The following is a 13,457-nucleotide window of genomic DNA, read 5'->3' as shown; positions in this document are numbered from 1 at the left end:
ACCATTCACAGAAGAACGGATTCGCTATGAACCTCAAGAGAACAGCGGTCGCCGCAGCGGTGCTGTCGGCCGTCGTCCTGAGCGGCTGCTCCTCCACCGGGTCGGAGGGCGGCAGTGCTGCTGCCTCCTGCGCCCCGGCCGAGGGCAAGGTCGACCTCAGCTTCACCTCCTGGATCCCCGGCATCGAAGAGGTCGTCGACGTCTGGAACAAGGAGAACCCCGACATCCAGGTCAAGGTCCAGACCGGCCCGAACGGCAACAGCGGTACGTACCAGAACTTCTTCAACCAGCTGAAGGCCGGCAACGCCCCCGACCTCGGCCAGATCGAGTACGACGCCCTGCCGAACTTCCGCGTGCAGAACGGCCTCATGGACCTCGGTGCGTGCGAGGACGTCATGGCAGCCAAGGACGACTTCGTCGACTGGACCTGGGGTCAGGTCTCGCTCGGTGAGTCCGACTCGGTCTACGCCGTCCCGCAGGACTCCGGCCCGATGGCCATGTTCTACCGCGCGGACCTGTTCGAGCAGAACGGGATCGCCATCCCGACGACGTGGGCGGAGTACAAGGAGGCCGCCAAGAAGGTCCGCGCCACCGGCGCGTACATCACCAACTTCTCGCAGGGCGACATCAACCAGTTCGCCGGCTTCGTCTGGCAGGCCGGCGGGAGCTGGTTCGACAACGACGGCTCCGACTGGACCGTCGACCTGACCGACCCCGCCTCCAAGAAGGTCGCCGACTACTGGCAGGACCTGATCGACGAGGACCTCGTCTCGACCGTCCCCACCTGGACGACCGAGTGGGACAACGCCTACAACTCCAGCGCCGCCTGGACCTGGAACTCCGCCGTCTGGGGCGCGAACTCCATCGCGTCGGGTGCTCCCGACACCGCCGGCAAGTGGGCCGTCGCGAAGGCTCCGCAGTGGGAGGCCGGCGACTCCGCGGCAGGCAACTGGGGCGGTTCCTCGACCGCCGTCTTCACCGGTTCCAAGCACCCCTATGAGGCGTCGAAGTTCGCGCTGTGGCTGAACACCTCGGACGAGGCGCTCACCATGCTCAACACGAGCGCCAACATCTACCCGGCGACGAAGGAGGGCCTGAACCTGCCCGTCCTCAAGGAGGGCGTCGACTTCTACGGCGGCCAGCCGATCTACGATGTCTTCGCGGAGGCTTCCTCCGAGGTGTCGGGGGACTTCGCCTGGGGTCCGACGATGACGCAGACGTACAACGACGTGTCCGACGGTTTCAAGGCTGCGGTCTCCGGCGACGGAACCCTGCTCGACGCCCTCACCAAGGGCCAGTCGGCGACGATCGACGCCCTCAAGGCGCAGTCCATCCCCGTCAAGGAGTAACAGAGCAGTGATCCACCACCTTCGTGCCGCGGGCGTCAGCCTGATCGTCGACGCCCGCGGCACGGAGGTGCCCACCATCCTCCACTGGGGAGCCGATGTCGGCGAACTCGCCACCGACGCCCTCATCGCCCTCGCCGACGGGCTGACGCCGGCGATCCCGCCCTCCTCCATCGATGCCCCGCCGCGCCTCAGCCTGCTGCCCACCGTGTTCGATGGTTGGAGCGGTCGCCCCGGTATCGGCGTGCGCCGGCCGGGCGGAACCGATGCGTCGAACCTGCTCGCGCTGCGGCTGATCGACCAGCAGGCCACCGACACCTCGCTGATCCTGACGACGTCCGACGAGCGCGCCGCGGTGACGATCGTCTCGACGATCGAGTTGACCCCCCAGGGTGTGCTCCGCGTCCGGCATACGGTGCGGAACGACGCCGAGGTCGACCGACCCCTCGCCGTCGACGCCCTCGCCGTCGTGCTCCCGCTTCCCGACCGCGCCACGGAACTCCTCGACTTCACCGGTCTCTGGACGCACGAGCGCACGCCGCAGCGCCACCGCCTCGGGCAGGGCGCCTGGACGCGGGAGCACCGTCACGGACGACCCGGTCACGACGACGCGTTCCTGTCCGTCGCGGGCGCACCCGGCTTCGACTTCCGCTGCGGCGAGGTGTGGGCGACCCACCTCGCGTGGAGCGGCGACAAGGTGATCTGGAGCGAGCGCTCACCACTCGGTCCCGTGGTCACCGGCTCCGGTGAACTCCTCGCGCCCGGTGAAGTCACGCTGGCACCGGGGGACACCTACGAGTCGCCGTGGACGGTCGCCGTCTACTCCGACGCGGGTCTCGACGGCGTCTCCGCGCGACTGCACCCCTGGATCCGCTCGTGGAGCACGATCACGAAGCCCCGCCCGGTGGTGCTGAACACCTGGGAGGCCGTGTACTTCGACCACGACCTCCCGACTCTGCTCACCCTCGTGGAGCAGGCCAAGCGCGTCGGTGTCGAGCGGTTCGTCCTCGACGACGGCTGGTTCACCGGTCGCACGGACGACCGCCGCGCGCTGGGCGACTGGTTCGTCGACCCGGAACGCTGGGCCGGCGGGCTGTCGCCACTCATCGACGCGGTCACCGGTGCCGGCATGGACTTCGGACTGTGGGTCGAGCCGGAGATGGTGAACCCCGACTCGGAGCTCGCGCGCACGCATCCCGATTGGGTCCTCGGGCATCCGGACGCTCCGACCTGGCGCTTCCAACGGGTGCTCGACCTGGACAACCCGGACGCCTTCGCGTACCTCCTCGGACGACTCGACGCGTTGCTGACCGAGTACGACATCGCGTTCCTCAAGTGGGACCACAACCGTGACCTCCTCGGCGGCTCGGCGCACCGGCAAACGACGGCGCTCTACCGACTGCTCGACGAGGTGCGTGCCCTGCACCCCGGTGTCGACATCGAGTCGTGCGCCTCAGGTGGCGCGAGGATCGACCTCGGCATCCTCGAACGGGTCGAGCGGGTGTGGACGAGCGACACGAACGACCCGCTGGAGCGGCAGTCGATCCAGCGCTACACGGGGCTCGTCGTTCCACCGGAGTACCTCGGCGGTCATCTCGGTGCGGCCCGTTCGCACACCACCTGGCGCACCTCGGACCTCTCGTTCCGCCTGGCCACGGCCCTCTTCGGCAGCGCTGGCATCGAGTGGAACCTCAACGAGGCGAGCGAGCCGGAACTCGAGCTGATCGCGACCTGGATCGCGCACTACAAGCGCCTCCGCCCGCTGCTGCACACGGGCGAGATCGTCCGCATGGACAGCGCCGACCCGGCACTGCACGCGCACGGGGTGATCGCCCAGGACCGCTCGTCCGCGATCGTCGCGCAGGTGGCGCTCGCCGCACCGCTGACGGCGATCCCCGCGCCACTGCGCGTGCCCGGCCTCGATCCCGAGCGTCGCTATCGGGTCCGCCCGCTCGACCTCGGCGCGCCCGCCCGGTCGATCCAGGACGTACCGCCCCGGTGGTTGGTCGAGGGCTCGGTCGTGCTCACCGGCCGTGCGCTGGCCGAGGTCGGGATCGCGATGCCGCTCCTCGCTCCCGAGCAGGCGCAGCTCTTCACCCTCGACGCGGAGTAGCCGCCGCGTTCGTTCGCCCATCTTCGGGCGAATGTGTGTTCGTTCGCCCCTGTTTGGGCGAACGGAGCACGGTCAGTCGATGCCGATGTCCTCGCCGACGACGGTGATCTGGGCCGGGACGGGCCAGGGGTGGTCGCCGACGGGTGCGAGACGGACGAGCTCGGTGACCCGGGGCGCCGGCGCACCCGCGGAACCGATGAGCCAGCCGCCCACGAGGAAAGTGGTGCCGGGGACCGACCAGACGGCGATGCCGGTCACGCCGAAGTCGCCGTAGGCGCCGTCGGAGAACCGCACCGTGACGAGGTCGCCGTGTGCGAGCTCGGCGAGCTGAGCGGCGACGGCACCGGGGTCGGGGTCGACGGGGTCCAGCTCGGGGATCGTCTCGAGGACCTGGAGCGGCTTCGTCGGCTTGCCGTTCTGGTCGAGCGCCGTACCGGCCAGGAGGAGCCCGCCGATGATCGGCGAGCGGCGGGCCCGGCCGACGAGATCGAACACGCCGTAGCGGGGCACGCTCAGGCGCGCTTGCAGTGAAGCAGCGTCCTCGGCCGACTCGATGGCGGCCGTGAGGCCTTTGATGTCGCGGCGAGCAGGAGCGCTGAGGTCGTAGTTCACCCATCAACTCTCCCATGTCCACTCCGGCAGCGGACAGACACTCCCAAGCCACAAGTTCAACCAAGTATAAACAGTCCGTTATGGAACCGTGACCAGTCTGCGTTGACCTGTCCCGGGGACACCCGGCATGCTGAACAACACTTGGCCGCTGATAAAAGCGCCGTAGCCCTAGGAAGCCCCGCGCGCAGCGGAATGCTCCTCACAAGGATGTGAGTATGACGACTTCACAGTTGAAAACAAATTCAAACAAACCGAGACGGATGCCGGACGGAATGTTCGCGTTCGTCCTCGTCCTCCCCGGACTCGCGCTGCTCGTCGCAGTCGTCGCCTATCCGCTGCTGACCGCTCTCGTCACGGCGTTCTTCAAGCAGAGCCTGGTGGTGCCCGGCCGCGAGTTCGTCGGATTCCAGAACATCATCGACGTGCTGCAGGGTGACTTCCTCAAGTTGCTCGGGCAGACGATGGTCTTCACGCTCGGCACGACGATCGCCCCCTTCGTCATCGGTTTCGCACTGGCCCTCGCGCTCAACACCCGCATCCGCGGTGCCAAGGTGATGCGCGGACTCATGCTGATCCCTTGGCTCGTTCCCGGCGTCGTCGTGTCGTTCCTCTGGATGTGGATCTTCAACGCGAACTACGGGGTGGCGAACGCCATCCTCGGTCTGTTCGGAATCGACGCGCAGGCGTGGCTGGCACAACCCCAGACGGCCATGTTCGCGGTGATCGTCGCGAAGACCTGGCAGTCCTTCCCATGGATCATGGTCATGCTGCTCGCCGGCCTGCAGACCGTGCCACAGGAACTCCATGAGGCGGCCGAGATGGACGGCGCCGGGACCATCCGACGCTTCTTCTCGATCACGGTCCCGCAGCTGAAGGGCATCATCGGCCTCGTCCTGCTGCTCGAATTCATCTGGAACTTCCAGCACTTCGACATCATCTACGTCCTGACAGGCGGCGGCCCGGCTGGGAGCACCCAGACCTTCGCCACCGCCGTCTACGAGACCGCCTTCCGCGGCTTCGACCTCGGGCACGCGGGCGCCCTCGGGCTGCTCTGGCTCATCCTCCTGATGGCGCTCGTCGTCGTCTACGTCCGATTCTCGGAGAAAGGCGAGCAGAAATGAGCGTCTCCACCGCCCCGCCGGCACCGCAGGACACCACGCCGGACCCGCAACCGCCGTTCGTCGCGAGCGAGCTCGGCACGCTGCGACGCCGTCCGTCGCTCTTCCGCTCGGAGAGCCGGGCGGTCCGGATCAGCGCTTGGGTCGCGGTGATCGTCTGCGGCGGCTTCGGGCTGCTGCCGGTGTACTGGTTGCTGGCCACCTCGCTGACCCCACGCGCCCAGGTCTTCTCGTACCCACCGAAGCTCTTCCCCACGGAGATCAGCTTCGAGGCCTACACCGCCCTCGCATCGAACCCGGACTTGTTCGGTTACCTGCGGAACAGCATCATCGTGTCCGTCATCACCGCCCTGCTGTCCGTGATCGTCTCGGCCTACATGGGCTACTCGTTCTCGAAGTTCCGCTACCGCGGGCGTCGATCACTCATGTACTTCGTGCTCGCCTCGCAGATGTTCCCGCAGGCGTTGCTGCTGATCACCCTGTACTCGGTGTTCAGCGCCTACGGGCTCCTCAACACCTATGCAGCGCTGGTGCTGTCGTTCACGACGTTCACCCTGCCGCTGTGCGTCTGGATGTTGAAGGGGTTCTTCGACACGATCCCGGACGAACTCATCGAGGCGGCCCGCGTCGACGGGGCCTCCCGCCTGCGGATCATCCACTCCATCGTTCTCCCGTTGTCCGCACCCGGCCTGGTCGCCGCGGGCCTGTTCGCCTTCGTCCGCGGGTGGAACGACTTCATCTTCGCGCTCACGCTCGCGGGACCCGATAAGCAGACACTCCCGCCCGGCCTCGTGAACACCTTCGTCGGTGAGGCGGCCACGGCCTGGCCCGAGCTCATGGCCGCGTCCCTCGTCGTCTCCCTACCCGTGGCGATCGCGTTCATGGCCCTGCAGCGTCACCTCGTCGGCGGACTGACCGCCGGCGCCGTGAAGGGCTGAGCGCAGTACACCGGACCGGCCCGCCGCCGGCCTCCCCATAATCCGTCCCACCAACCCAGACACGTCCCACCAGGATCACGCTCGAGGAGGAGCCATGTCCCACCGCACCCCGTCCTTCGCCACCGCCGCACAGCAGACCGTCATCACCCGCCGCCGCGCCCTGCAGTTCCTCGGCATCGGCGTCGCCGCAGCCACCCTCGCCGGATGTGCACCCACCGGTGCCGCACCCGGGGCTGGATCCATCCCGAAGGCGACCGCCGGCGGCACCGCGACCGACTTCGACTTCGCGAGCTGGTCGCTCACCGAGAAGGCTTCGGCACCCGCCATCCAGAGCCTCCTGCAGAAGTACGAGGGTAAGGCCAAGATCGACGTCGGTGAGGTGTCCTTCCCCTACAACGAGTACATCAATCAGCTCATGCTGCAGGTCCGCGGCGGGCAGTTCTCCGGTGTCGCCCACGTCGACGTCGCTTGGCTCGGCTCGCTGGCGAGCCTCGGCAAGCTGCAGGACGTCTCCGGGCTGACCGAGGGACGCGGATACACGAAGGCAGGGCTCACGGCCGCGACATTCGACGGCGTGCAGTACGGCCTCCCGTGGACGATCGGCGCGATCGGCCTCGTCACCAACCAGGCGATCCTCGACCAGGCCGGCATCGGCGAGTTCCCCACGACGATCGACGAGTTCGAGGGGTCGCTCAAGCAGCTCAAGGGTCTCGGCAACGGCATGATCCCCTACGCCGCGTCGACGAAGGCCGCGCAGCTGAAGGACATCCTCATCTGGATGCAGACCTTCGGCAGCCCGCTGGTCGACGGGGACACCGTCACGATCGGCGACGACGCGAGCATCGAGGCGGTCACCTGGTACAAGAGCCTGTACGACCAGGGCCTCATCGCCGCCGACGTCGACCGCTTCGACGCACGCTCACTGTTCGCGCAGGGGCGCACCGCGATCTACGACGACGCGATCGTCGGACGGAGCGCCGTGACCGGCGAATCACCCGACCCCGACTTCGCGAGCAAGCTGCAGCCGGTCTCCCGGCCGGTCCTCAAGCAGGGTGACACGCCGCGTGCGCTCGTATGGGGTGGGGCGCTCGCCGTGGTCGACGGTCCGGCCGCCGGCACCGCAGCGGACTTCGCCCAGTGGGTGACGTCCGACCCGGAGACCGTGCTCGAGGACTTCGCCGCCCGAGGTCTGCCGCCGGCGACCGAGGACGCGCTCAACTCCGACGCCGTGAAGAACGACTCGTTCGCCACGAACTTCAGTGACCGCATCACCAAGACGAGCTCGACGAACCCGTTCTGGAAGTTCGTGCAGTACTCGCAGATCGAGACGAAGATCGCGGAGAAGGTGCAGGCGGTCCTCGTCGGGCAGGAGAAGCCCGCTGAAGCCATGAAGTCCGCGGGCGAAGCCGCTCAGAAGCTCGTCGGCTGAGCCGCGGATCGACGATCGGACGCTTCTGACCGGCACCGGGGGAACCATGCGACGCAGCTCATCGAACACCGTCCGCGCGCTCGCCGCGGCCGCGCTCACGGTCCTCGCGCTGGGGGTGACGGCGCCGGCGGTCGCCGCCCCCGGAGGACCGGTGCGTGGTGACGCGGGCGGGAAGGCGGTGACCGACACGGTCGAGACCGTGCCCGTCACCGTCGACACGTCGAACCAGGCCGGCTGGTGGCGACCGCTCGACGTCGTCGACGGTGTCTCCTACTTCGCCTTCAACGCGCCGGCGTCCACCGCGTCCAAGCACGAGGTGCACCTGGCCTCGCGGGGCGCGGACGGGACGTGGACCGAAGGGTGCCTGCGCTCGACGGCCGGAGGTGCCTGCGTGACCTTCACCGACGACAACGGCCACAACCAGCCCTCGATCGTGGTCGACGGCGACGGCGTCATCCACGCCTTCGTGTCGATGCACAACGAGCAGTGGAACGTGTTCCGCTCCTCAGTGCCCGGCGACGTCACCTCGCTCGTGGAGGCGACGTCGTCCATGCCCGACCTCGACGCGGCGATCACCTATCCGGTGACGGCGCGCGGGCCGGACGGCGACGCCTGGGTGCTCGTGCGCGTCGGGACGGACGCGGAGGGGCGACGAGAGGGGCGGCTCTACCGGTACGACCTCGACACCGGTGTCTGGGACCGCGAAGCGGTGGTCGCCGCGGCGACCGGCTACTCCTTCTATCCCGACGACCTCGAGGTGGACGCCGACGGCCGCGTCCACGTGCTGTGGGAATGGGGCCCGTTCCCGGCGGACCCGGCGCGGCACCTCGGGTCGTACGCGACGTACGACCCGTCCGACGGTTCCTTCGCCGACGTCACAGGGACCGCGCTCACCGGACCGATCACCCCGACCACCCCGGGATCCGTCGTCTGGCGCCCCTTCGGTGCCGGCGAGGCCATCGGCAGCTACACGCCGGCGCTGCAGACCGCGAAGCTCGCCCTCGACGGCACAGAGCTCGCGGGGATCGTCTACCGGTTCGTCGAAGCCGACGAGACCGCATACGACGTGCGATACACCTCGTGGGACGGCGGTGCCTGGAACGACGAGTCGCTCATCGACGCCTCCGCGCTCGGTTCCGGCGTCTCGACCGTCGCCGCGATCGACGCGACGAGCTCCGGCGGAGTCGACCGCGTCTACGCGGTCCTCGCCGTACAGGTCTGCGGCGAGAACCGCAGCCAGGTGGTCCGGCTGGAGCGCGAGACGGTCGGCACCCCGTGGACGGCCCGCACGGTCGGCACCGATCAACTCGGCCAGCAACGGCTGCGGGCGGAGACCGTCGACGGCACGGATGTGCTCTACCTGAGTGCGCCACTCAGCGAGACCACTCGCGGCACCGTCCGGTACGCGGCGATCCCGCGAGCGGCGTCGGCCGACACCGGCGGGACCTCGCTCCAGGACATCGTGTCGGGCCTTCGTGGCGAGGCATCCGGCAAGAACGTGGCACTCGGTGCGACCGTCAGCGTGTCGTCGTCGCTGCGAGCCGACACCGGCGGTGCGCTCGCCGTCGACGGCGTGTGCACGGACGCGAGTCGCTGGATCTCTGCGGTCGGCGACACGGCACCCACGATCACGGCCGCCTGGCAGACCCCGACGGCGCTCGCAGAGATCAGGGTCAAGAGCGGCTACGCCGGGGGAGTCTCGACCGATTCGGTGCTCCGTGACTTCACCGTCGAGGTCCGGACGGGCGGTGCCTGGGTCGAGGTCGGACGGTTCGACGACAACATCGCCGGTACCGTCACCGCGACCGTGGACGGACTGGTCGTCGACGCGGTGCGCCTGCTCATCACCGACCCGTCCGCCTCGGCGACCGACGTCGCGCGGGTCTTCGAGATCGAGGCGATCGCGGCACCCGCCACCGAATCCGCGAGGAACGACGATGTCCCGAGATAGCGTTGTGCTCAGTCGGGACCGCAACGGTCCCGAGCGGCCGGGATCCGCCCGGTCAGCAGTGAGGAGCAGCACCATGTCGGACGCCGCTTTCGGCTCTCAGCGATCGGCACCGGTACCGCGCCGCTCGCGCACGGGCATGGTGGCGCTCGCCGTCCCGAACCTGGACGAACCGTACTTCGCGGAGCTCACGACGCTCCTCGTCCGCGGCGCCGACGAGCGTGGACTGTCGATCCTCATCCAGCACACCGAGGGCGACCACGATCGCGAGGTCGACATCGCCAACGGGGTGGGCCTGCCGCTCACGGACGGACTCATCCACATCCCCCGCTCGCTGACGGTCGGCGACCTGACGCGGCGGACCTCCCCGGGGCCCCTGGTGCTCCTCGGCGAGCACATCCAGGTGAGCCCGTTCACGCACATCTCGATCGACAACCGGGCGGCCGCCGACGCCGCGACGACCCACCTCGCCGAGGTCGGCTGCTCCCGCATCGCGTTCATCGGGCCCAGGGACGAACGTCCGTCCGACGCAGCGGATCAGCGGTACGCCGGGTATCGGGACGTGGTCGCGCGGCTCGAGCTCGCGCAGGAGCCGTCGCTCATCGGGCACGTCGACGCGTTCACCCCCGAGGAGGGACGACGCGTGATGCGTCGGATGACCGCCGAGGGCGTCGAGCTCGACGGTGTCGTCTGCTCCAACGACTCGATCGCCTTCGGCGTGCTCGCGGCCCTCCAGGAAGCTGGCCGGCGGGTTCCCGAGGAGGTCGCGGTGATCGGCATCGACGACGTCCACGCCGCCCAGTTCTCGACCCCGTCGCTCACCACGGTCGCCCCCGACTACGACGCGATCGTGCGCGCGGCCTTCACCGAGCTCGAACGTCAGATCGCCGCCCCGCCCGGTGCCGACACGCCGGTCCGGCACGTGGTCGTCGACGCGCGGATCGTCGCGCGGAACAGCACGGCGCGCTGAGGTCCATGAGCGGAAGGACAGGCCGGCGCTCCGCTGTGCCGGGGTGCTGGAAGCGGCGCGGTCAGTCGTCCATGCGGTCGTCGTCGACCGAAGCGGAAGCGACCGGCGCGAGCCAGACCTCACCGAACTGCGCGCGGAGCGTGGTCTCGACGTCCTCGGTCACGTCGTCGTCCATGACGAGGTGGTCCACCTCGCGGAGGTCGACGATCGTCGTCAGTCCGACGGCACCCCACTTCGAGTGGTCGGCGAGGACCACGGAGCGACGCCCGGCGCCGACGAACGCCCGGTTGGTCTCGGCCTCGAGGAGGTTCGAAGTCGTCAGTCCCGCCTGCAGGTCGATCCCGCGGACGCCGAGGAAGACGACGTCGCAGTGCAGGGACTCGATCGCGCGCACGGCGACCGGACCGACGAGGGCGTCCGAGGGGGTACGGACGCCGCCGGTCAACACGACCGTCTGGGTGTACGGCTCGTCGGCGCGGTCGGGCCGCGCGAACACGTCGGCCACCGGGAGGGAGTTCGTGACGATGGTGAGCTCCGGGATGGCGCGCAGCTCCTGCGCGAGGGTCCAGGTGGTGGTGCCGCCGGACAGGCCGACCGACATGCCGGGCTCGACGAGGACGGCCGCGCGACGGGCGATGGCGCGCTTCTCGGCCAGCAGTCGGCGTGCCTGGTTGGGGAAGCCGAGCTCGACACGGTCGGGCAGCCGGGGCGTGGTGGCGCCACCACGGACGCGGTCGACGAGGCCCTCCGTGGCGAGTTGCTCGATGTCGCGCCGTACGGTCATCTCGCTGACGCCGAGCGCGGTCGCGAGGTCGACGACGCTCGCCGCACCGTTGCGGCGCACCTCTGACATGATCTGCGATCTGCGTTCTGCACCGAGCACAGCGTCCTCCTTCGACCCGGTTGCCAGTCTGGCACGAGCGCGTGCCGGGCTGAGGCACCGGCGATCCACGACGACGAGACGGAGACGGACGACGCATGCGTGAGGTACGACATCGGGACTGGTTCGGCGATGAGGTTCGCGACGGCACCTACGGCTACGACCTCGAGGCGCTCCTGGCCGTCGAACCGGTCGTGCCGCCGGCCGGATTCGAGGAGCTGTGGCGCGGGTGGTACGCGGCGGCACGTGAGGTGTCTCCGGATCCGGTCTTGACCCCGATCGGCCGGCAGGGCGCGCACGAGGTCTTCGTCGTCGAGCACACGGTCGCCGACGGCCTCCGTCTGCGCGGATGGCTCGCGATGCCGGCGGGCGGGCCTGCACGCTTCGGGATGGTGCATGGTCACGGGTACGGCGGGCGGGAGGCGCCGGACTGGTCTCGCGTCCCGGACGACGCTGCCGTCATCTTCCCGATCGCCCGCGGCCAGGGCGTCTTCAACGCGGGACTCGGAGCGCCGACACCGGAGGACGGGCATGTCCTGTTCGGCATCGACAGCGTCGAGCGGTACGCGCTCGGCCGGTGTGCCGTCGACCTCTGGCACGCGGCGTCGGCGCTGCTCGACGTCGTCGGACCGCTCCCGCTCTACTTCGTCGGTGAGAGCTTCGGCGGCGGGATCGGTGCGCTCGCCCTGCCATGGGACGACCGCTTCGTCGGAGCGACGCTCGTGGTGCCGAGCTTCGGTCAGTACGACCTGCGTCTGCGCCTGCCGTGCGAGGGGAGCGGAGAGCGGGTTCGACACCACGTCGCCGAGCACCCGGAGGCGCGTGAGGTCCTGCGGTTCTTCGACGCGTCGACGGCCGCGGGGTTCGTCCACGTGCCGGTGCGGGTGGAGGCCGCGCTCTGGGACGGACACGTGCCACCACCCGGGCAGTTCGCCGTCGCCAACGCTCTCGAGGACGTCGAGCTGAGCGTCCTCCCCGCCGGGCACACCGAGTACCCGGGGCTCGATGCCGTGCTGGCGGAGTCGTATGCGGCGACGAGGGCGCACGCGCTCCGGTCGGTCGCGCGGGCAGTGGGAGGAGCTGCGGGCGCGAGGTGAGAGGGTGGATGGATGATCGCTGCCCTCACGCTCCCCGTCGCCCTCTCCACACCGGGGCAGGAACTGCTGCTGCGCCGAGCCGACCTGGCCGACCTCGACGCGCTGATGGTGCTCCTCGCCGACGACCCGATCAGTGCGTCCCGCGGTGACCTGGCGAACGAGAGCGATCTCCCCGCCTACGAGCGTGCGCTCGCGGACCTCATCGACGACCCGGCGAACGAGATCCTGCTGGTCGTCGACGCGGCGGGGGCCGTCATCGCGACGATGCAGCTGACGCGCATCCCCGGGATGGCTCGCCGCGGCTCAACCCGACTGCTCGTCGAAGCCGTGCGGGTCTCCTCCGCGCTGCGATCCGGCGGCGTCGGAACGGCGATGATGCGCTGGGTGACGGACGTCGCCGCTCCGGCGACCGGCTCCTCGATCGTGCAGTTGACCTCCGACGAGGCCAGGGTGGACGCCCACCGCTTCTACGAGCGCCTCGGCTTCGTCGGTTCGCACCGCGGCTTCAAGTACGCCGTGACGGCGGCGAGCTGAGATGGAGTTCGTCCGCGCACTCGCCCGCTGGCTCCTCGGAGCTGTCCTCACCTTCGCCGGCGTCGGCCACCTCACGTTCGCTCGGCAGTCGTTCGTCGCCCAGGTGCCCCAGTGGCTGCCACTGCCGGTCGACATGGTCGTCGTGGCGTCGGGAGTCGTCGAGATACTCCTCGGCCTCTCGCTCATCCTGCTCGCCCGGTATCGCATCGCCGTCGGCTGGATCGTCGCAGCGTTCTTCGTCGCGGTGTTCCCCGGCAACATCGAGCAGTTCGTCCGCGGTACCGACGCCTTCGGGCTCGACAGCGATGTCGCGCGCGGTGTCCGACTGGTGTTCCAACCGCTCCTCGTCGTCTGGGCGCTCTGGTCGACGGGAGCGTGGCGAGCGTGGCGGACCAGCCGCCGCCGGTCGTCGTCGACCGAGTCCGGCCTCGGAGCCGCCTAGTCATCCGGCCCCACCGGGTGTCAAGGGGCC

The 13,457-nt window shown here is 69.4% G+C and carries 12 protein-coding genes; 10 read left to right on the top strand and 2 right to left on the bottom strand.

All coding sequences use genetic code 11. The features are described 5' to 3' along the window. Positions 1–26 precede the first annotated feature (26 nt). Together A4X17_RS02095 and A4X17_RS02090 are read left to right on the top strand one after the other, a co-directional pair. The gene (locus tag A4X17_RS02095) at positions 27–1,349 is read left to right on the top strand and encodes an ABC transporter substrate-binding protein (RefSeq protein WP_064294000.1); all 1,323 of its coding nucleotides are present in this window, start codon (positions 27–29) and stop codon (positions 1,347–1,349) included. 7 nt (positions 1,350–1,356) lie between these two features. After that, positions 1,357–3,459, top strand: a complete 2,103-nt coding sequence (locus A4X17_RS02090) for an alpha-galactosidase (protein ID WP_064293999.1) — start codon at positions 1,357–1,359, stop codon at positions 3,457–3,459. 72 nt (positions 3,460–3,531) lie between these two features. Here the strand turns inward: A4X17_RS02090 and A4X17_RS02085 are convergent, their stop codons facing one another. After that, positions 3,532–4,071: a hypothetical protein gene (locus A4X17_RS02085; RefSeq protein ID WP_064293998.1), complete on the bottom strand. Its 540-nt coding sequence runs from the start codon at positions 4,069–4,071 to the stop codon at positions 3,532–3,534. A 272-nt stretch (positions 4,072–4,343) separates the two neighbouring features. Between A4X17_RS02085 and A4X17_RS02080 the strand changes: the two genes are divergently transcribed. From A4X17_RS02080 to A4X17_RS02060, 5 genes are all read left to right on the top strand, one after another. Then, the gene (locus A4X17_RS02080) at positions 4,344–5,192 is read left to right on the top strand and encodes a carbohydrate ABC transporter permease (protein WP_139205479.1); all 849 of its coding nucleotides are present in this window, start codon (positions 4,344–4,346) and stop codon (positions 5,190–5,192) included. Further along, positions 5,189–6,127: a carbohydrate ABC transporter permease gene (locus A4X17_RS02075; protein WP_079000411.1), complete on the top strand. Its 939-nt coding sequence runs from the start codon at positions 5,189–5,191 to the stop codon at positions 6,125–6,127. Before A4X17_RS02080 ends, A4X17_RS02075 begins: the two co-directional genes overlap by 4 nt. Before the next feature lie 94 nt (positions 6,128–6,221). Next, positions 6,222–7,556: an extracellular solute-binding protein gene (locus A4X17_RS02070; protein WP_064293996.1), complete on the top strand. Its 1,335-nt coding sequence runs from the start codon at positions 6,222–6,224 to the stop codon at positions 7,554–7,556. Between the two features lie 46 nt (positions 7,557–7,602). Then, on the top strand, positions 7,603–9,507 hold the full coding sequence (locus A4X17_RS02065; protein WP_064293995.1) for a BNR-4 repeat-containing protein: 1,905 nt from the start codon (positions 7,603–7,605) through the stop codon (positions 9,505–9,507). Positions 9,508–9,580: 73 nt separating this feature from the next. Next, a complete protein-coding gene (locus A4X17_RS02060) occupies positions 9,581–10,474 on the top strand; it encodes a LacI family DNA-binding transcriptional regulator (protein WP_064293994.1) in 894 nt (297 codons plus the stop codon). A 61-nt stretch (positions 10,475–10,535) separates the two neighbouring features. Here the strand turns inward: A4X17_RS02060 and A4X17_RS02055 are convergent, their stop codons facing one another. Then, positions 10,536–11,357 carry a DeoR/GlpR family DNA-binding transcription regulator gene (locus tag A4X17_RS02055; protein ID WP_064293993.1) on the bottom strand — a complete coding sequence of 274 codons (822 nt, stop codon included), beginning with the start codon at positions 11,355–11,357 and terminating at the stop codon, positions 10,536–10,538. Between the two features lie 95 nt (positions 11,358–11,452). On the opposite strand from A4X17_RS02055, the gene A4X17_RS02050 reads away from it, so the two are divergent. The 3 genes from A4X17_RS02050 to A4X17_RS02040 are packed head-to-tail and all read left to right on the top strand — an operon-like array spanning position 11,453 to position 13,427. Beyond that, entirely contained in the window at positions 11,453–12,451 is a 999-nt protein-coding gene (locus A4X17_RS02050; RefSeq protein WP_064293992.1) for an acetylxylan esterase, read from the top strand. Between the two features lie 12 nt (positions 12,452–12,463). Further along, positions 12,464–12,985 carry a GNAT family N-acetyltransferase gene (locus A4X17_RS02045; RefSeq protein ID WP_064293991.1) on the top strand — a complete coding sequence of 174 codons (522 nt, stop codon included), beginning with the start codon at positions 12,464–12,466 and terminating at the stop codon, positions 12,983–12,985. A gap of 1 nt (position 12,986) precedes the next feature. Then, on the top strand, positions 12,987–13,427 hold the full coding sequence (locus A4X17_RS02040) for a hypothetical protein (RefSeq protein WP_064293990.1): 441 nt from the start codon (positions 12,987–12,989) through the stop codon (positions 13,425–13,427). The last annotated feature ends 30 nt before the right edge of the window (positions 13,428–13,457 follow it).

Source organism: Plantibacter sp. H53, assembly GCF_001650455.1.
Classification (GTDB): Bacteria; Actinomycetota; Actinomycetes; order Actinomycetales; family Microbacteriaceae; genus Plantibacter; species Plantibacter flavus_A.
Note: the sequence above shows the minus strand (reverse complement) of the source record. Positions and strands in the feature narration are given on the sequence as shown.